The 24,040-nt window shown below is 46.9% G+C and carries 24 protein-coding genes; 22 read left to right on the top strand and 2 right to left on the bottom strand.

What is annotated here, in order from left to right; all coding sequences use genetic code 11:
• Positions 1 to 26 precede the first annotated feature (26 nt).
• On the top strand, positions 27 to 398 hold the full coding sequence (locus EFK13_RS19515) for a DUF423 domain-containing protein (RefSeq protein ID WP_003222123.1): 372 nt from the start codon (positions 27 to 29) through the stop codon (positions 396 to 398).
• Between the two features lie 43 nt (positions 399 to 441).
• Here the strand turns inward: EFK13_RS19515 and gerQ are convergent, their stop codons facing one another.
• A complete protein-coding gene (gerQ, locus tag EFK13_RS19510; protein WP_064815882.1) occupies positions 442 to 978 on the bottom strand; it encodes a spore coat protein GerQ in 537 nt (178 codons plus the stop codon).
• A 318-nt stretch (positions 979 to 1,296) separates the two neighbouring features.
• Here gerQ and spsA point away from each other — a divergent pair, with 318 nt between their 5' ends.
• From spsA to bacF, 21 genes are all read left to right on the top strand, one after another.
• Positions 1,297 to 2,067, top strand: coding sequence for a spore coat dTDP-glycosyltransferase SpsA (spsA, locus tag EFK13_RS19505; RefSeq protein ID WP_129507233.1), 771 nt, complete (start codon positions 1,297 to 1,299; stop codon positions 2,065 to 2,067).
• 4 nt (positions 2,068 to 2,071) lie between these two features.
• Entirely contained in the window at positions 2,072 to 3,496 is a 1,425-nt protein-coding gene (locus tag EFK13_RS19500; protein WP_129507234.1) for a CDP-glycerol glycerophosphotransferase family protein, read from the top strand.
• Positions 3,497 to 3,516: 20 nt separating this feature from the next.
• Positions 3,517 to 4,686, top strand: a complete 1,170-nt coding sequence (locus EFK13_RS19495; RefSeq protein ID WP_129507235.1) for a DegT/DnrJ/EryC1/StrS family aminotransferase — start codon at positions 3,517 to 3,519, stop codon at positions 4,684 to 4,686.
• Entirely contained in the window at positions 4,687 to 5,556 is an 870-nt protein-coding gene (locus tag EFK13_RS19490) for a GNAT family N-acetyltransferase (protein ID WP_129507236.1), read from the top strand.
• Complete coding sequence (locus EFK13_RS19485; protein ID WP_129507237.1) at positions 5,556 to 6,677, top strand: N-acetylneuraminate synthase family protein; 1,122 nt, start codon at positions 5,556 to 5,558, stop codon at positions 6,675 to 6,677. Before EFK13_RS19490 ends, EFK13_RS19485 begins: the two co-directional genes overlap by 1 nt.
• Entirely contained in the window at positions 6,670 to 7,392 is a 723-nt protein-coding gene (locus tag EFK13_RS19480) for a glycosyltransferase family protein (RefSeq protein WP_129507238.1), read from the top strand. Before EFK13_RS19485 ends, EFK13_RS19480 begins: the two co-directional genes overlap by 8 nt.
• 2 nt (positions 7,393 to 7,394) lie before the next feature.
• On the top strand, positions 7,395 to 8,408 hold the full coding sequence (locus tag EFK13_RS19475) for a PseG/SpsG family protein (RefSeq protein WP_129507239.1): 1,014 nt from the start codon (positions 7,395 to 7,397) through the stop codon (positions 8,406 to 8,408).
• Positions 8,409 to 8,438: 30 nt separating this feature from the next.
• On the top strand, positions 8,439 to 9,179 hold the full coding sequence (locus tag EFK13_RS19470; RefSeq protein WP_124044623.1) for a sugar phosphate nucleotidyltransferase: 741 nt from the start codon (positions 8,439 to 8,441) through the stop codon (positions 9,177 to 9,179).
• Positions 9,179 to 10,126 carry a dTDP-glucose 4,6-dehydratase gene (rfbB, locus tag EFK13_RS19465; RefSeq protein ID WP_129507240.1) on the top strand — a complete coding sequence of 316 codons (948 nt, stop codon included), beginning with the start codon at positions 9,179 to 9,181 and terminating at the stop codon, positions 10,124 to 10,126. Before EFK13_RS19470 ends, rfbB begins: the two co-directional genes overlap by 1 nt.
• Positions 10,127 to 10,139: 13 nt before the next feature.
• Positions 10,140 to 10,991 (top strand): dTDP-4-dehydrorhamnose reductase, encoded by an 852-nt coding sequence (gene rfbD / locus EFK13_RS19460; RefSeq protein WP_129507277.1) that lies wholly within the window; start codon positions 10,140 to 10,142, stop codon positions 10,989 to 10,991.
• Positions 10,984 to 11,439 (top strand): dTDP-4-dehydrorhamnose 3,5-epimerase family protein, encoded by a 456-nt coding sequence (locus tag EFK13_RS19455; RefSeq protein ID WP_129507278.1) that lies wholly within the window; start codon positions 10,984 to 10,986, stop codon positions 11,437 to 11,439. Before rfbD ends, EFK13_RS19455 begins: the two co-directional genes overlap by 8 nt.
• A gap of 312 nt (positions 11,440 to 11,751) precedes the next feature.
• Positions 11,752 to 12,216 (top strand): biofilm surface layer hydrophobin BslB, encoded by a 465-nt coding sequence (bslB, locus tag EFK13_RS19450; protein WP_129507241.1) that lies wholly within the window; start codon positions 11,752 to 11,754, stop codon positions 12,214 to 12,216.
• Between the two features lie 176 nt (positions 12,217 to 12,392).
• Positions 12,393 to 13,667: a glutamate dehydrogenase gene (gene rocG / locus EFK13_RS19445; protein WP_129507242.1), complete on the top strand. Its 1,275-nt coding sequence runs from the start codon at positions 12,393 to 12,395 to the stop codon at positions 13,665 to 13,667.
• 240 nt (positions 13,668 to 13,907) lie between these two features.
• Positions 13,908 to 15,455 carry an L-glutamate gamma-semialdehyde dehydrogenase gene (pruA, locus tag EFK13_RS19440; RefSeq protein ID WP_129507243.1) on the top strand — a complete coding sequence of 516 codons (1,548 nt, stop codon included), beginning with the start codon at positions 13,908 to 13,910 and terminating at the stop codon, positions 15,453 to 15,455.
• Positions 15,456 to 15,687: 232 nt separating this feature from the next.
• Positions 15,688 to 16,926 carry an MFS transporter gene (locus EFK13_RS19435; RefSeq protein WP_129507244.1) on the top strand — a complete coding sequence of 413 codons (1,239 nt, stop codon included), beginning with the start codon at positions 15,688 to 15,690 and terminating at the stop codon, positions 16,924 to 16,926.
• Between the two features lie 151 nt (positions 16,927 to 17,077).
• Positions 17,078 to 17,692, top strand: coding sequence for a prephenate decarboxylase (gene bacA / locus EFK13_RS19430; RefSeq protein WP_064815913.1), 615 nt, complete (start codon positions 17,078 to 17,080; stop codon positions 17,690 to 17,692).
• Positions 17,682 to 18,389: a 3-((4R)-4-hydroxycyclohexa-1,5-dien-1-yl)-2-oxopropanoate isomerase gene (gene bacB, locus EFK13_RS19425; protein ID WP_129507279.1), complete on the top strand. Its 708-nt coding sequence runs from the start codon at positions 17,682 to 17,684 to the stop codon at positions 18,387 to 18,389. The genes bacA and bacB overlap by 11 nt, the downstream gene beginning before the upstream one ends.
• 2 nt (positions 18,390 to 18,391) lie before the next feature.
• Positions 18,392 to 19,153 carry a dihydroanticapsin 7-dehydrogenase gene (bacC, locus tag EFK13_RS19420; protein WP_129507245.1) on the top strand — a complete coding sequence of 254 codons (762 nt, stop codon included), beginning with the start codon at positions 18,392 to 18,394 and terminating at the stop codon, positions 19,151 to 19,153.
• A 19-nt stretch (positions 19,154 to 19,172) separates the two neighbouring features.
• Positions 19,173 to 20,591, top strand: a complete 1,419-nt coding sequence (gene bacD, locus EFK13_RS19415; RefSeq protein WP_129507246.1) for an alanine--anticapsin ligase — start codon at positions 19,173 to 19,175, stop codon at positions 20,589 to 20,591.
• Positions 20,588 to 21,772 carry a bacilysin exporter BacE gene (gene bacE, locus EFK13_RS19410; RefSeq protein ID WP_129507247.1) on the top strand — a complete coding sequence of 395 codons (1,185 nt, stop codon included), beginning with the start codon at positions 20,588 to 20,590 and terminating at the stop codon, positions 21,770 to 21,772. The genes bacD and bacE overlap by 4 nt, the downstream gene beginning before the upstream one ends.
• Positions 21,773 to 22,972: a transaminase BacF gene (bacF, locus tag EFK13_RS19405; RefSeq protein ID WP_129507248.1), complete on the top strand. Its 1,200-nt coding sequence runs from the start codon at positions 21,773 to 21,775 to the stop codon at positions 22,970 to 22,972. It begins immediately after the preceding gene.
• 202 nt (positions 22,973 to 23,174) lie between these two features.
• On the opposite strand, the gene bacG is transcribed toward bacF, so the two are convergent.
• Positions 23,175 to 23,954 carry an NADPH-dependent reductase BacG gene (gene bacG, locus EFK13_RS19400; protein ID WP_129507249.1) on the bottom strand — a complete coding sequence of 260 codons (780 nt, stop codon included), beginning with the start codon at positions 23,952 to 23,954 and terminating at the stop codon, positions 23,175 to 23,177.
• Between the last annotated feature and the right edge of the window lie 86 nt (positions 23,955 to 24,040).

Genomic DNA, 24,040 nt, shown 5'->3' with positions numbered 1-24,040 from the left:
GTTTAACGAAAAGGCGGGAGAGATAGATGAAAGTTTTTATCATATTAGGGGCCATTAACGCCCTGCTTGCCGTGGGACTCGGGGCATTTGGCGCTCACGGATTAGAAGGGAAAATCCCTGATAAATATCTTCAGGTTTGGCACACCGGTGTGCAGTATCATATGTATCACGCCCTTGGGCTTTTCGTTGTCGCGTTTCTGGCCGATAAATTATCCGGCATCGGCAGTGTCACGACAGCCGGCTGGCTGATGTTCGCGGGAATTGTGCTGTTTTCCGGAAGCTTATATATTCTCAGTGTGACGCAAGTCTCTATTCTTGGGGCCATTACCCCGCTCGGCGGTGTGGCGTTTATTATTTCTTGGATTATGATCGTCGTCGCAGCCGTCAAATATCTATAAACAAAAAAGCCAATCCTCATCATATGAGTGATTGGCTTTTTCTTTATCTTGGCGAATAGGACGACATGGAATACGGATACGTATAGGCAATTTCTTCATCAAATGTAATGTAATCGAGGTAGATTGTCAGGAGCAGGTAGCGTGTGCCTGATTTCGGGTCGCTGAGGATAATGTGATCCCGGCCCGCGGCCTCGATGACACCGCGAAAGATCTTCGAGCCCCATTCCTTGCTGTTTTCAAAAGTCATATAAATGGTGGCCGTTTTTCCACGGTTCAGGCGCAAAATATTCTCAATGTAAGATTCCTCAACAGGAAGCATACCTGGAACGCTTTGGCCCGGCGCTGACGGTGTCGGACCCGATGGAATCTGAAATCCACCGCCTTGCTGCTGTCCCGGGAATCCGAAGCCCTGCTGTCCTTGCTGCCCCTGCTGCATTGGCATCATTGGCTGCATCCCCATCATCTGCATTTGTCCGCCTTGGCCTTGCTGCGGGTACGGATTGGCGCCGTATTGAGGCTGATACCCCTGCATATTATCAAATGCCTGCATTTGCTGATATTGATTTTTTTTCGGTTTCATATCGTTCCTCCTTTTTATGAAAACCAATCAAAACATGTTCCGGATGTATAGTGAACGCTCCGCGATGACTCACCTCCGATGAAAAACGATCTTAGTCGCTGGTGCGATTTTTATCTCTTTCACCTTATGAGGCTGATGCTTGGATTATGCGGAAAAAGAACAGCGGACGGGCCAGATTTTAATCGGGGCAGCCGCTGTTTTTCATAGACATACACAAACTTTTCGCATATTGGTTTGTATCCCTAGCGCAACTTGCGCATAAGCAACATAAGATAACGATAGTTTCAGGTGTGAAGTTTCAAGAAGGAGGTGTAGAGTTTGCCGAAAGTATCAGTCATTATGACGAGCTATAACAAAAGCGATTATGTGGCAAAGTCCATTTCTAGCATACTCTCACAAACGTTTTCAGATTTTGAATTGTTTATTATGGATGACAACTCCAATGAAGAGACGCTGAATGTAATCCGTCCTTTTTTGAATGATAGCCGAGTGCGTTTTTATCAAAGCGATGTGTCTGGAGTGAAGGAAAGAACGGAAAAAACGAGGTACGCTGCGCTGATCAATCAGGCGATTGAGATGGCGGAAGGCGAATATATCACCTATGCAACCGATGACAACATTTATATGCCGGACCGGCTCCTGAAAATGGTGCAGGAACTCGATGCTCATCCTGAAAAGGCTGTGATTTACTCAGCCTCCAAAACCTATCATTTAAACGAGCATCGCGCCATTGTAAAAGAAACCGTCAGGCCTGCCGCTCAAGTGACTTGGAACGCGCCGTGCGCCATCGATCATTGCTCGGTGATGCACAGGTATTCTGTGCTTGAGAAGGTAAAGGAGAAATTTGGCTCCTGTTGGGATGAAAGCCCGGCGTTTTACCGGATCGGGGATGCCCGATTCTTTTGGAGAGTCAACCATTTTTATCCGTTTTACCCGCTGGCCGAGGAGCTGGATCTGAATTATATTACCGACCAATCGATTCACTTTCAGCTGTTTGAATCAGAAAAAAATGAATTCGTCAGGAACCTTCCTCCGCAGCGCAATTGCCGCGAGCTGCGTGAATCATTAAAAAAGCTTGGAATGGGGTGAGAGCTTGTCGGCCTATTTAAGCAATTATTGGGTGCTGTACCGGAAGTATGTGGAGCTTCTTGACAGACTTCGCTACAAGGGGATTCCGCTTGGGCTTATCAGCAATTTTTATCAATACATCAGCCCTGAGCTTCGAGTGATGATGGAAGAAGAACCAGAGTTATTTGGACCAGTGGATCAGCATATCGATGAAGGGCAGATTCAGCCGTTTTTTGAAGAAAAAATACAAAATATAGTCAAAGCAAACGTCGAACCTGTTAAAGGGAAAGTCATTTTGCACTTTGATTATCTGCGTTTTACGAACGAAAATTACTATCAGTTTGATCCTGAAAAAACAGCTGTTTTGGCCAGATGGAGCTTGCCGCATTATTGTGATCTGCCTGTGATGAGCAAGCGTGAAATTGCGGATTCATGCCAAAAAGGCGACCCGAAGCCGTATCTCGAGACAGCCTGTTCGATTCTCGCTCCGTTCGATGACCACCCGGCTTTCGGTGATCAAGCGTTTCGCGACCGGCTATACAAAGATATTCCTTTATTTATGGAAGCCATTGATACGGTTGATGCGCTGTTTGAGCAGGAGAAGATTTCGGCTGTTGTCGTCGGTACGGCAGAAGATATTTACAGCAGGGTGCTCGCTCTCATGTGTCACAGGAGAGGGATCGTCAGCATTTGTCTTCAGCATGGCGCATTGATGGGAGATGAAGCCTTCATTCCTGTTTTTACAACCTATCAAGCTGTTTTTGGTGCGTATGAAGCGGAGTGGTTCAAACGAAAAGGCTGTAAACCTGAGCAGATTCTCGTGACAGGACATCCCCGCTTCGATCAGATTTTTGACAGAACCCCTATGGATATGTCCGCATTCTATCGAAAGCTTTCTTTTCATCCGTCAAAAAAAATCGTGCTCATTGCGACCCAGCCTTTTTCGGAAGATTTTTATTCGGGTGTGCTGGAAGGGCTTTCTGATCAGAAACAGCTGCAAATTATCATCAAGCCTCATCCGTGGGAAATCGGAAAAAACAAGCTTGATCTGTATCACGCAGCGGCGAAAAAACATAAAGCATGCAGAGTCATCAAAAAGGAGCTGGAGCTGTATGATGTGCTGCCGTATGCTGACGCGGCAGTGACGCAAACCTCAACGGTCGGACTTGAAGCTATGCTGTTTGAAAAGCCTGTGCTGATCGGGAAATCAACCGGAAACCGCACATATCCGTATTATGAGTCTCTTGGCGATTTTATGTTTGATCAGCCGGATGAACTGGCGCGTACCTTGATTGAGGTTCTTCGAAGTCCCGCCGTGCATCAAAAAGCAGAAGAGGCGCGTCTGGCATTCACAGCAGCCAATTATCCGGTGGCAGAATCAACAAACGCTTTATTTTCGGAACTGAAAGACAAAACAGGGGTTGATTACAGGCGGGAAGATAGTGAATAAAATGATAGGAGCGCAAAGAAATGGTGCAAAAGAGAAATCATTTTCTTCCTTACTCATTGCCGTTAATCGGCAAGGAAGAGATTCAGGAGGTTACAGAAACGCTTGAATCGGGATGGCTCTCCAAAGGCCCGAAGGTTCAGCAGTTTGAAAAAGAATTTGCCGCGTTTGTCGGGGCGAAGCATGCCGTGGCGCTGAATTCATGTACCGCTGCTTTATTTTTGGCTTTGAAAGCAAAAGGGATCGGGCCGGGTGACGAGGTCATTACCTCACCGCTTACATTCAGCTCGACCGCCAATACGATTATTCATACAGGAGCGACGCCTGTGTTTGCGGACATTGATGAAAACACGCTCAATATTGACCCGGAAAAGCTTGAAGCGGCCGTCACACCGCGAACGAAAGCAGTTGTACCCGTCCACTTCGGCGGGCAGTCCTGCGATATGGATGCGATATTGGCGATTGCCAAAAAGCATGGCTTATTCGTACTGGAGGATGCGGCACATGCGGTGTATACGACTTATAAGCAAAGAATGATCGGTTCTATCGGGGATGCGACGGCATTCAGCTTTTATGCCACCAAAAACCTCGCGACAGGTGAAGGCGGCATGCTGACGACAGACGATGAGGAGCTTGCTGACAACATCCGGGTGCTGAGCCTTCACGGCATGAGCAAAGCCGCGTGGAACCGTTATTCTTCAAATGGCAGCTGGTATTATGAAGTCGAATCGCCCGGCTATAAGATGAACATGTTTGATTTGCAGGCGGCTCTCGGTCTTCATCAGCTGAAACGGCTGGATGAGATGCAGAAACGGAGAGAAGAGATTGCCGGCCGTTACCAAGCCGCTTTTCAGAGAATTCCGGGGCTGATCACGCCGTTTGTTCATGCTGACGGCAGGCATGCCTGGCATTTATATGTTTTGCAAGTTGATGAAAAACAGGCCGGTGTCACGCGCGGCGAAATGATTACGGCTTTAAAGGATGAATACAATATCGGCACAAGCGTTCATTTTATTCCCGTGCACATTCATCCGTACTATCAAAAGCAATTCGGTTTTAAGGAAGCGGACTTCCCGATCGCTTTGAATTACTATAAACGAACCCTGTCGCTCCCGCTCTATCCATCAATGTCTGACGAGGATGTAAATGATGTCATTGAAGCTGTGCGGGATATCGTAAAAGGGGCTGGTTAAGTGTACACGGTAAAAGAAAATATCTCCAAAGAGGCGATTGAGAGTTTTCTCCACAGCAGGCAGCTTACACTGGACGTTCCGTATCAATTCTCCCTCGGCCTTTTTGAAAACAGCGGGCTCCAAGGCGTCTTGCTTTATGAAGACTCTCTGTGGGAAAGCAAGATTCTTCAGAAGAAAGTCATGAACGTTAAGCTTCTTGCGGCAAACAGCACCGGGCAGCTGAAGAGGCTGTTTCAAGCGTTTTATTCTGTACGTCAAATGGATGAAACGGATTTTATCTTTGTTCGTGTTCCGGCTGAAGATATCGGAGCCGCGCATGTGATACAGCAGCAGCCATCCTCTTACTTCGTCGGCAGTTTGCTGAAGCTGGCGAAGCCCCCGTCTTTTTATGACAAAACACCGCCATTTTTTGAACTGGGCCCGCCTGAGCCCGGAGACACAGAAGCGATATGTGAGCTGGCCCGAGACTCGTTTACAAAAAGCAGATATTTTCAAGATCCTCATCTCAGCCGCGAAGCAGCAAACAACATTTTTTACGAGTGGACACGGAACAACCTGAATGGAAGAGCGGCTATTAATATTGCCGCTAAGCATAATGGCGAGGTCATCGGCTATCTTCAGGGCTTATCGAGAGACGATGAATGTATTCTTGATTTGATGGCTGTGAAGCCGGGATTTGAAGGAAAACGCATCGCGTTTCATTTATTGGCGAATCTCATAGAACACCCGTCGACCCAGAAGCATAAAACGGTAACAGCGGGGACGCAGCTTCACAATGTAAGGGCGATCCGCCTTTATGAAAGAATGGGCTTCACCGCTGAACAATCGTATTACTATTATCATATTTGGCCGGGCAAGGAGGCGAAATAATGGCAGAATTTCAGATCGCGAATAAGACTGTGGGCAAAGACGCGCCTGTATTTATTATTGCAGAGGCGGGAATTAATCATGACGGGAAGCTTGATCAGGCCTTTGCGCTGATTGACGCGGCGGCGGAAGCGGGAGCGGATGCCGTGAAATTTCAAATGTTTCAGGCTGATAAGATGTACCAGAAAGACCCAGGCTTGTACAAAACAGCGGCGGGCAAGGACGTCTCAATTTTTTCTTTGGTTCAATCTATGGAAATGCCGGCTGAGTGGATTTCTCCGCTATTGGATTACTGCCGAGAAAAGCAGGTGATCTTTTTAAGCACAGTGTGTGACGAAGGGTCAGCCGACCTGCTTCAGTCCACCTCTCCGAGCGCTTTTAAAATCGCATCCTATGAAATTAACCATCTCCCGCTGCTCAAATATGTCGCCCGAATGAACAGGCCGATGATTTTCTCGACTGCCGGAGCGGAAATTTCCGATGTTCACGAAGCTTGGAGCACCATCAAGGCAGAGGGAAACGATCAAATTGCCATTATGCATTGTGTGGCGAAATACCCTGCGCCGCCGGAGTACAGCAATCTCAGCGTCATTCCGATGCTTGCCGCCGCTTTTCCTGACGCAGTTATCGGCTTCTCCGATCATAGCGAACACCCGACAGAAGCGCCGTGTGCCGCGGTTCGGCTCGGTGCAAGACTGATAGAAAAGCATTTTACGATCGATAAAAATCTGCCGGGCGCCGACCACTCGTTTGCGTTGAATCCGGATGAATTAAAAGAAATGGTTGAAGGCATCAGAAAAACGGAAGCCGAGCTGAAACAAGGAATCAGGAAGCCGATCTCTGAAAAGCTCCTAGGCAATTCATACAAAACAACGACAGCCATTGAAGGAGAAATCCGAAATTTTGCGTACAGAGGGATCTTTACAACAGCTCCGATTCAAAAAGGTGAAGCGTTTAGTGAAGACAATATCGCAGTGCTTCGCCCCGGCCAAAAGCCGCAGGGGCTGCACCCGAGGTTTTTTGAGCTGCTGGCCGGCGGCGTTCGGGCTGTAAGAGACATTCCGGCTGACACAGGCATTGTCTGGGATGACATTTTAATGAAGGACAGCCCGTTTTATGAATGACATTCTCTTTATCATTCAAGCCAGAATGGGTTCAACACGGCTTCCGGGAAAAGTGCTCCGCCCGCTCGGACCGAATCGTTTACTTGATATTCTCGTTCACCGCGTCCGGCAAAGCGCGTTTTATCAAAAAGATCAGGATAATCTTGTCATCGCCACGTCTGACAGAGAAACTGACGACAAATTAGAGGCGCACTGTATCAAACATGGCTTTCGTGTTTTTCGCGGCAGCGAGGAACGTGTTCTCGACAGGTTTGTGGAGGTCATAGAGACTGTCAAACCAACAATTGTCATCCGGTTAACGGCTGATAATCCGTTTGTCGATCCAGAGCTGCTTGATGTAATGATTAAGGCGCATCTTGATCAAGGCGCGGATTATACGTATATCCTGAATACCCCGTTAGGAATTTGCGGTGAAGCGGTCAACGCCAAGCTGTTAATAGACATCAGCCGTATTCAGGCATTGGAGGATCAATATCAGGAGCACGTTACGTTATATGTGAGAAATCATCCAGCTCTTTATCACGTCCAGTTTTTAGAGGCGCCGGAACGAATTCGCGCCCCTCAATATCGGCTGATCATTGATACAAAGGAAGACTATGAATCGATAAAGGCCCTTTATCAAAAAGCAGGCGAGCGCCCAGATGTATCCGCATCAGAGCTCATCAGCCTACTCAACCGGAACCCTGATGCGGCGATCGAACGAGAGGCTGAGTAGCCATGCATATAGGGATCTTCGCAGACGGCGGCTATGAAAAGGGAATGGGTCATGTTGTCCGAATGAAGAGACTTGCGGAAGAACTTAAACGGCGCTGCTTGATAACGTTTTACACGAATCAGGAGTCTGAGCCATTTCTTCATGAAGAGCATTGGCGTGTCATCGTAAAACCGAAGCCGCAGCAGCACGAATTTATTCTCCGGGAAATAAAAAGCAAGGAACTTGATCTGCTTTTGTTTGATATTCTCGGCGCGCCTGCCGAGCTGTTAACGAAAATAAAAGCGGAAACAGATGCGAAAATCGTACTTTTTGAAGAGAGAAATCCCAAAGCGATTGATCAAAGTGACGTCATCATTAACGGAATTTACGGCGATATCAGAAGCAAAGCGTACGATCAGGGAAACACCCGCATCTATGAAGGGCCGGATTATCTTATTCTTCATTCCGCCTTCCAATCCGCAAGAAATGATTACACACTCAAGAAAGAATGCCGCAATATCCTTGTTGCATTGGGAGGAAGCGATCCGAAGCAGCTTATTTTTAGAGTGCTGGCTGCAGCCGATCAAGTCCCTGCCATGAAGGACAAAAACACGATGTTTGTGATGGGGAGCGCTTCACCGCATCAAGAGGCGGTCCGAAGACAGATCCAAAAAAAGCCGCAATACACGGTGATCGGGCAGACAAATGATATGGCGGGTTTGATGAAACAAGCGGATGCAGCCATTGTCGCGGGGGGCATCTCTCTTTATGAAGCCGTTTGTATCGGTGTGCCGTGCCTTGTTCTTTCTCAGGTTGAACACCAAACGGCAACAGCCAAAACATTCGCTGAGCAAGGAGCCGCTCTTGACCTTGGTCTCGGAGAGCTTGTATCAGATGAAACGCTCATCTATCAGATGTCACGACTCATCAGCAGCTATCCTCTCCGCCTTTCTTTGCACAATGGGGGGAGGCCGCTCGTGGATGGCAAAGGCATCAAGCGGGTATCAGCTATTCTTCAAGATTTGTATGATCAATAGGTATAAAAATGCATGTAAGGAAGTGTTAATGTGAAAGGTGTTATTTTAGCCGGAGGAAACGGCTCACGCCTTATGCCCTTAACGAAAGCCGTCAACAAGCATTTGCTTCCTGTAGGCCCGTATCCGATGATTTACTGGTCGATTATGAGGCTGGAGGAAGCCGGAATCAAAGACATTTTACTCATCAGCCAAAAAGAGCATATGCCGCAATTTTATAAACTGCTTGGGAACGGTGAAGAGCTTGGCGTCACAATCACTTATCAGGTACAGCCGGCCGCATCGGGCATTTCGGATGGGCTGTCTTATGCAAAACGCTTTACGAAAAAAGAGCCTTTCATTTTATTATTAGGTGATAATATATTTGAAGATTCATTAAAGCCTTATACGGAACGCTTTGAACAGCAGGGAAAAGGAGCAAAGGTGCTGCTGAAAGAAGTTGATGATCCGGAGCGCTTCGGGATTGCTGAGATTGATGAGAAAAACAAGCGGATTCGTTCCATTATCGAGAAGCCCGCACAGCCGCCGACCAACCTTTGTGTAACCGGCATTTATATGTATGATGCGGAGGTATTTTCATATATTGAGCAAATATCACCGTCAAAGCGCGGCGAGCTGGAAATCACCGATGTGAATAATCTATACATCGAAAACAGCCAGCTTACGTATGATGTGTTAAAAGGCTGGTGGGTCGATGCAGGCACTCATGAATCGCTTCATCTCGCCTCTCAGCTTGTACACAAGGCTTTACAGAAAGGACAGGACGAAAAGTGATGGCAAAATCATATTTAATTACGGGCGGGGCCGGCTTTATCGGGCTCACGTTTACAAAGCTCATGCTCAAGGAAACGGATGCGCGCATTACCGTTTTAGATAAACTGACGTACGCCAGCCACCCGAAGGAAATGGAAACATTAAAGGAAAACAGCCGATTTCGCTTTGTGAAAGGGGACATCAGCGTTCAGGAGGATATCGACCGCGCATTTGATCAGACCTATGACGGCGTGATTCACTTCGCTGCGGAATCACATGTGGACAGAAGCATTTCCCAAGCAGAGCCGTTCATCACCACAAATGTGATGGGGACATACCGATTGGCAGAAGCGGTTTTACAAGGAAAGGCAAAAAAACTGATTCATATTTCAACAGATGAGGTGTACGGGGATTTAGAAGCGGATGATCCCGCATTTACTGAAACGACGCCGCTTTCCCCTAATAACCCATACTCAGCCAGTAAGGCAAGCTCTGATTTGCTTGTGTTGTCGTATGTGAAAACCCACAAGCTTCCGGCCATTATCACACGATGCAGCAACAATTACGGTCCCTATCAGCACAGCGAAAAAATGATCCCGACGATTATCCGCCATGCGAAGCAAGGGCTTCCGGTTCCGCTGTACGGTGATGGGCTGCAGATTCGAGACTGGCTGTTTGCGGAGGATCATTGCCGGGCCATCAAGCTGATTTTAGAAAAAGGAACCGACGGCGAGGTGTATAACATCGGCGGCGGAAATGAACGCACGAATAAAGAGCTGGCGAGCATCATCATGAAGCATCTTGGCTGTGAGGAATTGTTCGCCCACGTGGAAGACAGGAAAGGGCATGACCGGCGCTATGCGATCAATGCATCAAAGCTGAAAAACGAACTGGGCTGGCGGCAGGAAGTGCCGTTTGAAGAAGGCATTGCGCGCACGATTCGCTGGTATACAGACAATGACCGATGAGAAGGTGATCCGATTGACAAAGGTATTGGTGACTGGTGCGGGAGGACAGCTTGGCCTGGAACTGTGCCGCCAGCTGAAGCAAGCCGGATATGAGGTCATTGCGTTAACAAAAAAGATGATGGACATTGCCGACCAGCGCTCAGTACGGCATTCATTCGGCCATTATCAGCCGGATATCGTGGTCAATACAGCCGCGTTTACGTCCGTTGATAAATGCGAGACAGAACTTGATAAAGCATACTTGATTAACGGAATCGGCGCTTATTATACAGCGCTTGAGGCAACCCGCATCGGCGCTCAATATGTTCATATCAGCACGGACTATGTATTCGACGGGAAAGGAACCCAGCCATACAAGGAAGACGATCCCCTCGATCCAAACACCATCTACGGCAAAAGCAAAAAGCTCGGTGAAGAATTGATTCGATTAGCGACAAAAGACAGCACGATCATCCGAACGTCGTGGGTGTACGGACATGGCGGCAGCAACTTCGTTCATACCATGCTGAAGCTTGCTGAAACGAAACAAGAGCTGAAGGTTGTAAGCGATCAAATGGGTTCGCCGACTTATACGAAGGATTTAGCAGAAGCGGTCATCAAGCTGTTCAGCCATCCGCCGGGCATTTATCATGTCAGCAATTCAGGCATATGCAGCTGGTATGAATTTGCGAAGGCGATTATGGAAGAAAGCGGGCTGGGAACAGTCATTTTGCCTGTCACGACAGAAGAATACGGGAACAAAACGCCCCGTCCGGCTTACTCTGTGCTGAGCCATAGGGCCATTGAAGAAGCCGGCATTCGCCCCCGCCATTGGCGGGAAGCGTTACGGGAGTATTTGCAGGAGAGGAGCAGTGCGCGTGATTGATGGAGTCAAGGTGAAAAAATTGACGAAGCATAGTGATGACAGGGGCTTTTTTGCCGAGCTGGTTCGGGATGATGAGAACCTTCTTGAGCACTTCGGGCAGGCGTCTTGGTCGAAAAGCTATCCGGGTGTCATTAAAGCATTTCATTATCATGAAAAGCAGGATGATCTCTGGTTCTTCCCGACCGGCCACGCTCAGGTTGTCCTTTACGATCTGCGCGAGGATTCAAAGACAAAAGGGGAAACTGACGTCTATTATATGGGCGAAGACAACCCGATGCTATTATTGATTCCAAAAGGGGTCGCCCACGGATACAGGGTGCTGGGGGAAACGCCGCTGACGATTATCTACTTTACAACCATGTCGTATAACCCGGATCAACCTGATGAAAAAAGGATTCCGTGGGATGATGAAACGATCGGTTTTAACTGGAACACGGAATTTAGATAAAGGATAGGAACATGATCAATCGAAGAGCGGAGGCATCTTCGACTTTTTTTGTCCTTTTTTCAAAATAGGAAAAAAGATAGAAATCAACAGGTGGATCAAACTAGAAAATCCGCCATTCGAACCTTGTGAAAACAGGATAAAATTCTCAAACAATCCCAAGTGTTAATATTCCTAAAAAAACATTTACTTCCATATAAAATGGTGATAGATTAATTTTTAAGGAAAAGAGGATAATTCGCGAATTACGGAAAAACGCTTTTTCTGCAGAGGACGCTCTGGCCAATCCCAACAGTGATTTGAGGAGGAAATGCCATGTTAAAAAGAGCTTCATTCGTATCTTCATTATTCATCAGTTCAGCTGTCCTGCTATCTATCTTGCTTCCTTCAGGCCAAGCTCATGCGCAGTCCGCAACAATCGAGGCAAAAACCATCAACAGCACAACAGAGTGGACCACTTCTGATATTGAAGTGACATATAAACCAAATGCGGTGGTTTCTCTCGGCGCGGTAGAATTTCGATTTCCTGACGGGTTTCATGCTACGACAAGAGATTCAGTGAATGGAAGAACGCTGAAAGAAACACAAATTTTAAACGATGGGAAAACAGTCAGACTCCCGCTTACGCTTGATTTGCTAGGCGCATCTGAATTTGATCTTGTGATGGTGCGAAAAACCCTTCCGCGCGCAGGCACTTACACGATTAAAGGCGATGTGGTAAACGGTTTGGGAATTGGCAGTTTTTATGCTGAAACGCAGCTGGTAATTAATCCTCGTTAATGAATAGAGTTGATTAGAGACTGAGATATTATCAGTCTCTTTTTTGTTGATTAAAAAAACTGGTATGAATCTTGCATGATGATAAGGGTGAATCCAATACAGAAACAGGAATGGGCCGGCTGATTTTATAAAGCGCTTACATTTATGGCCGTCCAAAAAACAATGAGGTGAAAAAGATGTCAGCAAAGCAAGTCGCGAAAGATAAGGAAAAAGAAGCTCTTAACTTATTTCTGTCTACCCAAACGATCATTAAGGAAGCCCTTCGGAAACTTGGCTATCCGGGCGATATGTATGAACTCATGAAAGAGCCGCAGAGAATGCTCACCGTCCGCATCCCGGTCAAAATGGATAACGGCAGCGTCAAAGTGTTCACAGGATACCGGTCGCAACACAATGATGCGGTCGGTCCGACAAAGGGAGGCGTGCGCTTCCATCCTGAAGTCAATGAAGAGGAGGTCAAGGCATTGTCCATTTGGATGACGCTCAAATGCGGGATTGCCAATCTTCCTTACGGCGGCGGAAAGGGCGGTATTATTTGTGATCCGCGTACCATGTCATTTGGAGAACTGGAAAGGCTGAGCAGAGGTTATGTCCGCGCCATCAGCCAGATCGTCGGCCCGACAAAGGATATTCCGGCTCCCGATGTGTACACCAACTCGCAAATTATGGCGTGGATGATGGATGAGTACAGCCGGCTGCGTGAATTCGATTCTCCGGGCTTTATCACAGGGAAGCCGCTCGTTTTAGGCGGATCGCAAGGCAGGGAAACGGCAACGGCGCAGGGCGTCACGATTTGTATTGAAGAGGCGGTAAAGAAAAAAGGGATCAAGCTGCAAAACGCGCGCATCATCATACAGGGCTTTGGAAACGCGGGGAGCTTTCTGGCCAAATTCATGCATGATGCCGGCGCGAAGGTGGTCGGGATTTCGGATGCCCATGGCGGGCTCTACAACCCGGCCGGCCTTGATATCCCTTATTTGCTCGATAAGCGGGACAGCTTCGGCATGGTTACCAATTTATTCACAGATGTCATCACAAATGAGGAACTGCTTGAAAAGGATTGCGATATTTTAGTGCCGGCGGCGATCGCCAATCAAATCACAGCCAAAAACGCGCACAACATTCAGGCGTCAATCGTCGTTGAAGCGGCGAATGGCCCGACAACCATTGATGCCACTAAGATTTTGAACGAAAGAGGCGTGCTCCTCGTGCCTGATATCCTGGCGAGTGCCGGTGGCGTCACGGTTTCTTATTTTGAATGGGTGCAAAACAACCAAGGATACTATTGGCCGGAAGAAGAGGTCGCGGAAAAATTGAGAAACGTCATGGTCAATTCATTCGAAACGATTTATCAGACAGCGGCAACACATAAAGTGGATATGCGCTTGGCGGCTTACATGACGGGCATCAGAAAATCGGCGGAAGCATCGCGATTCCGCGGGTGGGTGTAAATTTGGAAGGGGAAGATATCCCCTTCTGATGCAAAGAAATTTTGCACTTTTTCTTTGCGGAAAGAGCGGAATAAGCAAAAAAATTTGCACTTCATGATTGGAGAAAGGGAAAGGTGTTCACCTGCTAGTCAAATTTCTGCAGTATTCAACAAGTTTTTTCAATAATAGACACAATAGTGGCACGAATCTTGCATTTTTATTCATGCGAAGACATATTTCATGACATGAGGGGGACTACATATGACAGTATCATACGCACACGAACCATTTACCGATTTTTCGGAAGCGAAGAATAAAACAGCATTTGGGGAGTCATTGGCATTTGTAAACACGCAGCTCGGCAAGCATTATCCGCTTGTCATAAATGGAGAAAAAATCGAAACCGACCGCAAAATTGTTTCCATTAACCCGGCAAATAAAGAAGAGGTCATTGGGTACGCGTCTACAGCGGATCAAGAGCTTGCCGAAAAAGCGATGCAAGCCGCATTGCAGGCATTTGAATCCTGGAAAAAACAAAGACCGGAGCACCGCGCGAATATCCTCTTTAAAGCGGCGGCTATTTTGCGCAGAAGAAAGCATGAATTTTCAAGCTACCTTGTGAAGGAAGCGGGAAAACCGTGGAAGGAAGCGGATGCGGACACGGCTGAAGCGATAGACTTCTTGGAATTCTACGCGCGCCAAATGTTAAGCCTCAAGGAAGGGGCTCCGGTGAAAAGCCGTACTGGCGAGTTCAATCAATATCATTACGAAGCGCTAGGCGTCGGCATCGTCATTTCTCCATTTAACTTCCCGCTTGCGATTATGGCTGGAACAGCGGCTGCCGCAATTGTGACCGGAAATACGATTCTCTTAAAACCGGCTGACGCGGCTCCGGTAGTGGCTGCAAAATTTGTCGAGGTCATGGAGGAAGCGGGCTTGCCAAACGGCGTTCTGAATTACATTCCGGGAGATGGAGCGGAAATCGGTGATTTCTTAGTGGAACATCCGAAAACTCGGTTTGTCTCATTTACAGGTTCCCGTGCAGTCGGCTGCCGGATCTATGAGCGTGCCGCCAAAGTGCAGCCGGGGCAAAAATGGCTGAAGCGGGTGATTGCTGAGATGGGGGGAAAAGACACGGTGCTCGTCGACAAGGACGCTGATCTTGACCTTGCTGCATCCTCTATCGTGTATTCAGCATTTGGATATTCAGGACAGAAGTGTTCAGCGGGCTCCCGCGCGGTCATCCATCAGGATGTTTATGATGAAGTGGTGGAAAAAGCTGTGGCGCTGACGAAAACGCTCGCTGTCGGCAATCCGGAAGATCCCGATACGTATATGGGTCCCGTGATTCATGAAGCGTCCTACAACAAAGTCATGTCTTATATTGAAATCGGCAAGTCTGAAGGCAAGCTGTTGACCGGCGGTGAAGGCGATGATTCAAAAGGCTACTTTATTCAGCCGACGATCTTTGCTGATGTTGATGAAAACGCGCGCCTGATGCAGGAAGAAATTTTCGGACCGGTTGTTGCGATCTGCAAAGCGCGTGATTTCGATCATATGCTGGAGATCGCAAATAACACGGAATACGGATTAACAGGCGCGCTGCTGACGAAAAACCGTGCGCATATTGAACGGGCGCGCGAGGATTTCCATGTCGGAAACCTATACTTCAACAGAGGCTGCACCGGAGCGATTGTCGGCTATCAGCCGTTCGGCGGTTTTAATATGTCCGGAACAGACTCAAAAGCAGGCGGCCCGGATTATTTAATTCTTCATATGCAAGCCAAAACAACGTCCGAAGCTTTTTGATTTTAACAGGCAGAGGCGCAATAGAAAAAGCTCTCCGGAAAACCGGAGAGCTTTTTTACGCATTAAAATCCTTTGTGGTTTTAAAATGAAATATATTCATCTACATTGGGGTTTAAATGAAAATAATAAAAATAATAAATATTGCGTTCGAATTGTAAAATGTGAAAAAACAATGCTAAACTATATTTTAACTTTACGATATGAAGATTATGGAAGAGGTGTTTGAGGGAGAATGAACAGCAAACAAAACAATGACATCGAAACAAAACATCATTTTCCGCTATTTTTAGCATTGGCTTTAACGATGGGGGTATTTGCGGCCGGATCTGAAGAGCTTGTCATCTCGCCGCTGCTGCCGGATTTAGCAAAAGCCTTCAACTCAGATGTCAGTGTCCTTGCGTTATCTATCAGTATTTACGGCGTGATGATATTTATTGGTGCGCCGCTACTGGTTCCTTTAGGTGATAAATACTCCAGAGAATTAAGTTTAATGGCCGGGCTTGTGATCTTTATTATAGGGACAGTGATATGCGCTTTGGCCCAAAATATCTTTTTCTTCTTTTTAGGCAGGGCGCTTTCTGGTTTGGCTGCGGGAGCGTTTGTGCCGACCGCTTACGCCATTGTCGGGGATCGTGTTCCTTATACATACCGGGGCAAGGTGATGGGACTGATCGTTTCAAGCTGGTCGCTGGCGCTGATTTTCGGTGTGCCGCTCGGATCATTCATCGGCGGCGTCCTGCATTGGAGATGGACATTTTGGATTTTCGCCTTGATGGGCGTTTTAGTTGTTCTGCTGATCCTGCTTGAAATGCGCCGCCATGCCGAACATAAAAACAACGGCAAGGAAGAAAAAGAAGAACCTGCCGGAACATTCCGGGATGCGCTGAAAGTCCCGCGCGTACCCGTTTATATCACGATAACCTTTTGTAATATGATTGGTTTTTACGGTATGTATTCATTTTTAGGCTCCTATCTTCAGGACGTTTTTACCGGAGGAAACACAGCAGCGGGCTTATTTATCATGATTTACGGCATCGGGTTTTCCATGAGTGTCATTACAGGTAAGGTAGCCGACCGCATCGGAAAAATGCGCTCACTTTTGATTGCGCTGGGAGTCATCAGCGTGCTGCTGGCATGTTTAGCATATGCGCCGGCTTCAATGATTCTGTTAATCGTCAGCCTGTTTATTTGGGGATTAATGCAAAGCTTGACGGTGACGCTGCTCAGCACCATTTTGAGTGACTGCTCAGAGCGCCATCGCGGGAAAATCATGGCGTTTTACAGCCTCGCCTCGAATCTGGCTGTGACATTAGGCTCTGCTTTGATGGGACCTGTATATGTGGGATACGGGTATGCAGCTGTCGGTTTTATATGTGCCGCCATCACAGTGCTCGGATTTGTGCTCAGTGTATTCGCATATAAAAAGTACGGCAAGCATGAGCAAAAAGCGGATCAATCCTTATCCCAATAAACATATTTTCTAAATTACTATAATAAAAAACCCTTTCTTAAGGGTTTTTTTGTTTGTATGGGAATAATTATCAATATTTTCAAAAAACGTTGACAGTTCAATTGTCGCTGGATAAAATTTACTTAAAATTTTAAAAGATTGGTTGGTGCTCATGATTATATTGGATAATAGCATTCAGACAAAAAACAGAACTGATTCAATATCCAAACTGATTACAGTCAACACGCTCGGCCCTGAGGGGACAAGCAGTGAGTACGCAGCAAAACATTTCATCTCCAACTTTACTCTTCAACAGGGGCTGAATAGTAAATTGTCCTTGCATGATACATTTGAATCATGCATCGAAAGGACGCTTCAAAGCCCGCTGGAATATACCATCGTCCCACACGCTTACGACGGCATTAAGCATTTCTACATGAGGCCGGATTTGCAGCTTTTGCAGATCTTCAGGTGCGATACACCCATGTACGGCCTGGCTGTTCGTCCTGATTTTGATTTCAGCGACGATATGCTTGATACATCTGTTGTTGTTTCACATCCATCACCTATTAATTTAATAAAATACTTTACCCTCAAAGATGTACGTTTCAAACTGGTCAATTCGACCAGCCAAGCTGCAAGAAAAGTAAAAGAAGGCGTGTATGACATTGCCTTAACCAATGAGCTTGCACGGCAAAAGTACGGGCTTACATTTGTGAAAACATTCAAAAGCATCCCAATGAGCTGGTCATTATTTGGAAAAGGAGACGTTAATGATGAAAACTAAAGAAGATATGCAGGAGCTTTATTTCCCGACACCGAAATTAATTGAATGGGAAAACGGAGTGAGACAGTATTCAACCGTAAGAGGCGATACTGAAGTATTAATGTCTTACGTCCCGCCTCATACCAATGTTGAACCCCATCAGCATAAGGAAGTCCAAATCGGCATGGTCATTTCTGGCGAGCTGATGATGACTGTCGGAGATGTGACGAGAAAGATGACAGCCTTGGAATCTGCGTATATCGCGCCGCCGCATGTGCCTCACGGGGCAAGAAACGACACGGACCAAGAAGTCATTGCTATTGATATCAAGCGGCTGAAAGCTGATGAACAATATACAAGTCCTGAGGACTATTTTTTGAATATTTTCAAAACAAGAGACCTATTGCCGGGCATGGAAGTCACGTTCTTTGTTGAGGACTGGGTGGAGATCATGCTGGCCAAAATCCCTGGAAATGGCGGAGAAATGCCTTTCCATAAACATAAGAATGAACAAATCGGCATCTGCATTGGCGGCGGATACGACATGACCGTCGAAGGCTGCACAGTCGATATGAAATTCGGCACAGCTTATTTCTGTGAGCCGCGGGAAGATCACGGCGCCATCAACCGTTCCGAAAAAGAATCAAAATCAATTAATATTTTCTTCCCGCCGCGCTACAACAGAGCAAAAGCAAAAAAAATAAAGGCGGATGAGTGATCATGAACCTCACTGATAAAACCGTCCTCATCACAGGAGGCGCATCAGGCATTGGTTATGCGGCGGTTCAGGCTTTTTTGAACCAGCAGGCCAATGTCGTTGTGGCGGATATTGACGAGGCGCAGGGAGAAGCGATGGTCCGGAAAGAAAATAATGACAGGCTGCATTTTGTGCAAACCGACATTACAGACGAAGCTGCCTGTCAGCACGCTGTTCAATCGGCGGTTGATACATTTGGAGGGCTGGATGTATTGATTAATAACGCAGGCATCGAAATTGTGGCCCCCATTCACGAGATGGAGCTCAGCGATTGGAACAAGGTGCTGCAAGTCAATTTGACCGGCACATTTTTAATGAGCAAGCACGCACTCAAGCATATGCTGGCTGCCGGTAAGGGCAACATCATTAATACATGTTCAGTCGGCGGACTCGTGGCATGGCCTGATATTCCGGCCTATAACGCCAGCAAAGGCGGCGTTCTGCAGCTGACAAAGTCAATGGCCGTTGATTATGCGAAACATCAAATTCGCGTCAACTGCGTATGCCCGGGAATTATCGACACACCGCTGAATGAGAAATCATTCCTTGAAAATAATGAAGGCACCCTTGAAGAGATCAAAAAAGAAAAGGCAAAGGTAAATCCGCTGCTGAGGCTCGGGAAACCCGAAGAAATCGCAAACGTGATGCTGTTTTTAGCCTCGGATTTATCAAGCTATATGACCGGAAGCGCCATCACCGCAGACGGAGGATACACCGCACAATAGAGAAGGAGTGTTTTTACATATGGAGAGAAAAACAGTATTGGTCATCGCTGATCTTGGTGGCTGCCCGCCGCACATGTTTTATAAAAGCGCTGCTGAAAAATATAACCTGGTCAGCTTTATTCCAAGACCTTTTGCAATTACAGCTTCCCATGCAGCACTGATTGAAAAATACTCGGTCGCGGTTATAAAAGATAAAGACTATTTTCAGAGCTTAGCTGATTTTGAACATCCCGATTCTATTTATTGGGCGCATGAGGATCATGACAAGCCTGAAGAAGAGGTCGTCGAGCAAATCGTCAAGGTTGCCAACATGTTTGAGGCGGACGCCATCACGACAAACAATGAATTATTCATTGCCCCGATGGCGAAAGCCTGTGAACGCCTGGGCCTAAGGGGCGCCGGGGTGCAGGCTGCCGAAAATGCCAGAGATAAAAATAAAATGAGAGACGCTTTTAATAAAGCGGGAGTCAAATCGATCAAAAACAAACGAGTCACAACTCTTGAGGATTTCCGTGCCGCACTTGCAGAGATCGGCACACCTCTTATCTTAAAGCCTACATACTTAGCAAGTTCAATCGGTGTCACGCTGATTACGGACACTGAGACGGCAGAAGATGAATTTAACAGAGTCAATGACTATCTCAAATCGATTAACGTGCCAAAGGCGGTCACGTTTGAAGCGCCGTTTATTGCTGAAGAATTTTTACAGGGTGAGTACGGAGACTGGTATCACACAGAGGGCTACTCCGACTATATCAGCATAGAAGGCATCATGGCGGACGGTGAGTATTTCCCGATCGCCATTCATGACAAAACGCCGCAAATCGGTTTTACAGAAACATCACATATTACGCCGTCCATTCTGGATGAAGAGGCGAAAAAGAAAATTGTCGAAGCCGCCAAAAAGGCAAATGAAGGGCTTGGCCTGCAAAATTGCGCAACACATACAGAGATCAAGTTAATGAAAAACAGAGAGCCGGGTTTAATAGAGTCGGCAGCCAGATTCGCCGGCTGGAATATGATCCCAAATATTAAAAAGGTTTTCGGCCTTGATATGGCGCAATTATTATTAGATGTCCTCTGTTTCGGAAAAGACGCTGATCTTCCGGACGGATTATTGGACCAAGAGCCTTGCTATGTCGCTGACTGCCATTTGTACCCTCAGCATTTCAAACAAAATGGACAGATTCCTGAAACGGCTGCGGATTTGGTGATCGAAGCGATCGATCTTCCGGACGGGCTTTTGAAGGGTGATACCGAACTCGTATCTTTTGAGGCTGCGGCACCGGGCACATCAGTTGATTTGACACTGTTTGAAGCCTTCAATTCCATTGCTGCATTTGAACTGAAAGGCAGCAATTCACAGGATGTGGCTGAATCAATCAAAGCAATTCAGCAGCATGCGAAGCTGACGGCAAAGTATGTGCTGCCGGTATGAAGCAGTTAAAACCCAACTCTAAATACTTGCTTTACGGGCAGGCGCTTTCGTTTATGGGAGACTATTGTGTTCTCCCTGCCCTGCTTATTTTGTCTACATATTATCACGATTATTGGGTGACGTCGGGGGTCATCGTGGTCAGAAGCATTCCGATGGTGTTCCAGCCGTTCTTGGGGGTTCTGGTCGATCGGTTAGACAGAATTAAGATCATGCTGTGGACGGATATCATCAGGGGCATGATCTTTTTGGGGCTCACATTTCTTCCAAAAGGCGAGTATCCGCTGATTTTTCTGGTCTTGCTGTTTATTTCTTATGGAAGCGGAGTGTTTTTTAATCCGGCCCGTCTCGCTGTCATGTCATCATTGGAGTCTGATATTAAAAGCATCAACACGTTATTCGCAAAAGCGACGACCATTTCCATTATCGTCGGGGCGGCTGCCGGAGGGCTTTTTCTGTTAGGCGGATCTGTAGAGCTGGCTGTTGCCTTCAACGGTGTAACTTACCTGGTTTCGGCCTTTTTTATAAGCCGCATTAAGCTGAAATTCGTCCCGATTCAATCTGAAAACATAAAAGAGGCCTTTCAGTCTTTTAAAGAAGGACTCAAGGAAATCAAAACCAATGCTTTCGTATTAAATGCCATGTTTACGATGATTACGATGGCTTTGCTGTGGGGAATTGTGTACAGCTATTTTCCGATTGTCAGCCGCTTTCTGGGTGACGGGGAAATCGGCAACTTTATCCTCACATTCTGCATCGGCTTCGGCGGGTTCATCGGAGCGGCGCTTGTCAGCAAATGGGGCTTTAACAACAATAGAGGCCTGGCGTACTTTACCGTTCTATCCATTGTCTCGCTGGCGCTGTTTTTATTCACGCCGATTTTCGCTGTTTCTGTCATCGCCGCTATCCTATTTTTCATTGCGATGGAGTACGGGGAAGTGCTTGCAAAGGTAAAGGTTCAAGAGAACGCGGAGAACCAGATTCAAGGGCGCATTTTTTCGGTGGCGGAAGCGTCTATCGGATTATGCATTTCTGTTGGTTCAATGTTAATCAACGTTTTGAACGCTCCGGTCATTATGGGGCTGATTGTCGTGATCGTAAGCGGATTGTTCCTGCATACGAAGCTCGTCAACAAATCATTTTTGGAACGGGATAACAAAACGGAGCAAAAAGGAGTCTTTTAGATGGAAATAACACCGTCCGACGTCATCAAGACACTTCCAAGGCAAGAATTTTCTCTCGTTTTTCAAAAGGTGAAAGAATTGGAAAAAACGGGGGCCCATATCATTAATCTTGGACAGGGAAACCCTGACCTTCCCACTCCGCCGCATATTGTCGAGGCTTTGCGGGAGGCGTCTTTGAATCCTTCGTTTCACGGATACGGCCCATTCAGAGGCTATCCTTTTTTGAAGGAAGCAATCGCTGCTTTCTATAAAAGAGAATACGGGGTGTCAATCAACCCAGAAACGGAAGTTGCGCTTTTCGGAGGCGGCAAAGCCGGCCTGTATGTGCTGACACAATGCCTGCTCAATCCGGGAGACATCGCATTGGTCCCAAATCCCGGCTACCCTGAATACTTGTCAGGAATTACGATGGCGCGAGCCGAGCTGTACGAAATGCCGCTGTATGAAGAAAATGGCTATCTGCCGGATTTTGAAAAAATTGATCCCGGCGTGCTTGAAAAAGCGAAGCTGATGTTTTTGAACTATCCAAACAACCCGACGGGAGCTGTAGCCGACGCGGCTTTTTATGCAAAAGCGGCTGCTTTTGCGAAAAAGCACAACATCCATTTGATTCATGATTTTGCGTACGGCGCGTTTGAATTCGATAAAAAACCGGCCAGCTTTCTTGAGGCAGCGGATGCCAAAGCTGTAGGGGCGGAGCTTTATTCATTTTCAAAAACATTTAACATGGCCGGCTGGAGAATGGCGTTTGCGGTCGGGAATGAAAAGATCATCCAGGCCGTCAATGAGTTTCAGGATCATGTATTTGTCGGCATGTTCGGCGGACTGCAGCACGCGGCGAGTGCGGCGCTTTCAGGAGACCCGGAGCAGACGGAATCCTTAAAACGAATCTACGAGGAACGAATTGACTTTTTTACGGAGCTGTGTGAAAAAGAACTGGGCTGGAAGATGGAAAAACCAAAAGGAACATTTTACGTATGGGCTGAAATCCCGAAAACGTTTGAAACATCTCACCAATTCTCCGATTACTTGCTGGAGCATGCCCATGTCGTTGTCACACCGGGTGAAATATTCGGAAGCAACGGAAAAAGGCATGTCAGAATATCAATGGTATCGAAGCAGGAGGATCTCCGGGAATTTGTCATGCGGCTTCAAAAACTGAACCTGCCGTTTGCATCATTACAAAAGGTATCCCGCTAAAAAGCTGGATTTCAGCGTGTCCAACCCCCCGCATTTGTTGTCAGGTCTGCGCGTCGGTGCTGGACCGGCGGCTGAATTCTCAGGCTTCCCGCCTAACGCCGCCGTCATCACGTCCTGCTGCTCAGATGCTCGGTTTTCCTAGATTATGAGGGTTTTCAATCACGCTGAAAAGATAAAAAATCCCGCTGAAAAGCGGGATTTTTTATATGCTTCTCATACTGCCGCCGTCAGCGGAAATTTGCTGTCCAGTGATGTAGGAGGCTTCCTCAGAGGCGAGAAACGCGGCGAGGGCTGCGGTTTCTTCGGCTGATCCGACACGTTTCATCGGAATCCCGGAAGCAATCTGTTCTATTGCTTCCTGCTTGGATATGCTGTTCTTTTTCATCACATTTTCCACAAATTGATGGTAACGGTCTGTAGCAATAAAACCTGGATTCAGGCAGTTGACTGTAATGTTGTGAGGAGCAAGCTGGATGGAAATATTTTTACTGGCGTTAATTAAAGCGGCATTCATCATGCTGTTTGTGAACATATTGGCGCCGGGCTCTTTCCACAGATTTCCGACAATGTTGATAATTCTGCCAAACTCGTTTTGCTTCATCAGTGAGGCGGCACGCTTGATCGCGTCAATATAGGCAACGGTCTTTTGTGTGAACGTGGCCGTCATATCCTCTATATTGCAGTTATCAAATGTATCAGGCGCACCGCCCGGGATATTATTAATCAGAACATCAAGCCGTCCGCATTCAGCTTCGATTTTTTGAAAAATTTTGGATCTCGTATGCTGATCAGACATATCACCCGCAAGAGCAATGACGCTCGCTTCAGGATGCTTGGCCAAAATGTCTTTTTTGACAGACTCAATATTGTCCAAGTTTCGCGAATTAATGACGACAGAAAAATGCTGGTCTGCTAGCTTCAAAGCAATTGCTTTTCCGATTCCTTGACTGGCTCCCATAATAAATGCGGTTCGTTTTGACAAATAACTGCACCCCTTTGAAAAATTTGGATTATTAACTCCATCGTAAGAAAAAACGGGGAAAATAGCAAATTTTATTTAAATTCTGA

The sequence above is a fragment of the Bacillus cabrialesii genome, assembly GCF_004124315.2.
GTDB lineage: Bacteria > Bacillota > Bacilli > Bacillales > Bacillaceae > Bacillus > Bacillus cabrialesii.
Note: the sequence above shows the minus strand (reverse complement) of the source record. Positions and strands in the feature narration are given on the sequence as shown.

What these genes read in the sequence shown, in the direction of transcription:
- bacE (WP_129507247.1), top strand. Translation starts at nt 20,588, where the DNA reads ATGAAGCAGTTAAAACCCAACTCTAAATACTTGCTTTACGGGCAGGCG.
- EFK13_RS19495 (WP_129507235.1), top strand. Translation starts at nt 3,517, where the DNA reads ATGGTGCAAAAGAGAAATCATTTTCTTCCTTACTCATTGCCGTTAATC.
- bacA (WP_064815913.1), top strand. Translation starts at nt 17,078, where the DNA reads ATGATTATATTGGATAATAGCATTCAGACAAAAAACAGAACTGATTCA.
- bacC (WP_129507245.1), top strand. Translation starts at nt 18,392, where the DNA reads ATGAACCTCACTGATAAAACCGTCCTCATCACAGGAGGCGCATCAGGC.
- gerQ (WP_064815882.1), bottom strand. Translation starts at nt 978, where the DNA reads ATGAAACCGAAAAAAAATCAATATCAGCAAATGCAGGCATTTGATAAT.
- pruA (WP_129507243.1), top strand. Translation starts at nt 13,908, where the DNA reads ATGACAGTATCATACGCACACGAACCATTTACCGATTTTTCGGAAGCG.
- bslB (WP_129507241.1), top strand. Translation starts at nt 11,752, where the DNA reads ATGTTAAAAAGAGCTTCATTCGTATCTTCATTATTCATCAGTTCAGCT.
- EFK13_RS19515 (WP_003222123.1), top strand. Translation starts at nt 27, where the DNA reads ATGAAAGTTTTTATCATATTAGGGGCCATTAACGCCCTGCTTGCCGTG.
- bacD (WP_129507246.1), top strand. Translation starts at nt 19,173, where the DNA reads ATGGAGAGAAAAACAGTATTGGTCATCGCTGATCTTGGTGGCTGCCCG.
- bacF (WP_129507248.1), top strand. Translation starts at nt 21,773, where the DNA reads ATGGAAATAACACCGTCCGACGTCATCAAGACACTTCCAAGGCAAGAA.
- EFK13_RS19435 (WP_129507244.1), top strand. Translation starts at nt 15,688, where the DNA reads ATGAACAGCAAACAAAACAATGACATCGAAACAAAACATCATTTTCCG.
- EFK13_RS19480 (WP_129507238.1), top strand. Translation starts at nt 6,670, where the DNA reads ATGAATGACATTCTCTTTATCATTCAAGCCAGAATGGGTTCAACACGG.
- EFK13_RS19485 (WP_129507237.1), top strand. Translation starts at nt 5,556, where the DNA reads ATGGCAGAATTTCAGATCGCGAATAAGACTGTGGGCAAAGACGCGCCT.
- bacB (WP_129507279.1), top strand. Translation starts at nt 17,682, where the DNA reads ATGAAAACTAAAGAAGATATGCAGGAGCTTTATTTCCCGACACCGAAA.
- rocG (WP_129507242.1), top strand. Translation starts at nt 12,393, where the DNA reads ATGTCAGCAAAGCAAGTCGCGAAAGATAAGGAAAAAGAAGCTCTTAAC.
- rfbB (WP_129507240.1), top strand. Translation starts at nt 9,179, where the DNA reads ATGGCAAAATCATATTTAATTACGGGCGGGGCCGGCTTTATCGGGCTC.
- EFK13_RS19475 (WP_129507239.1), top strand. Translation starts at nt 7,395, where the DNA reads ATGCATATAGGGATCTTCGCAGACGGCGGCTATGAAAAGGGAATGGGT.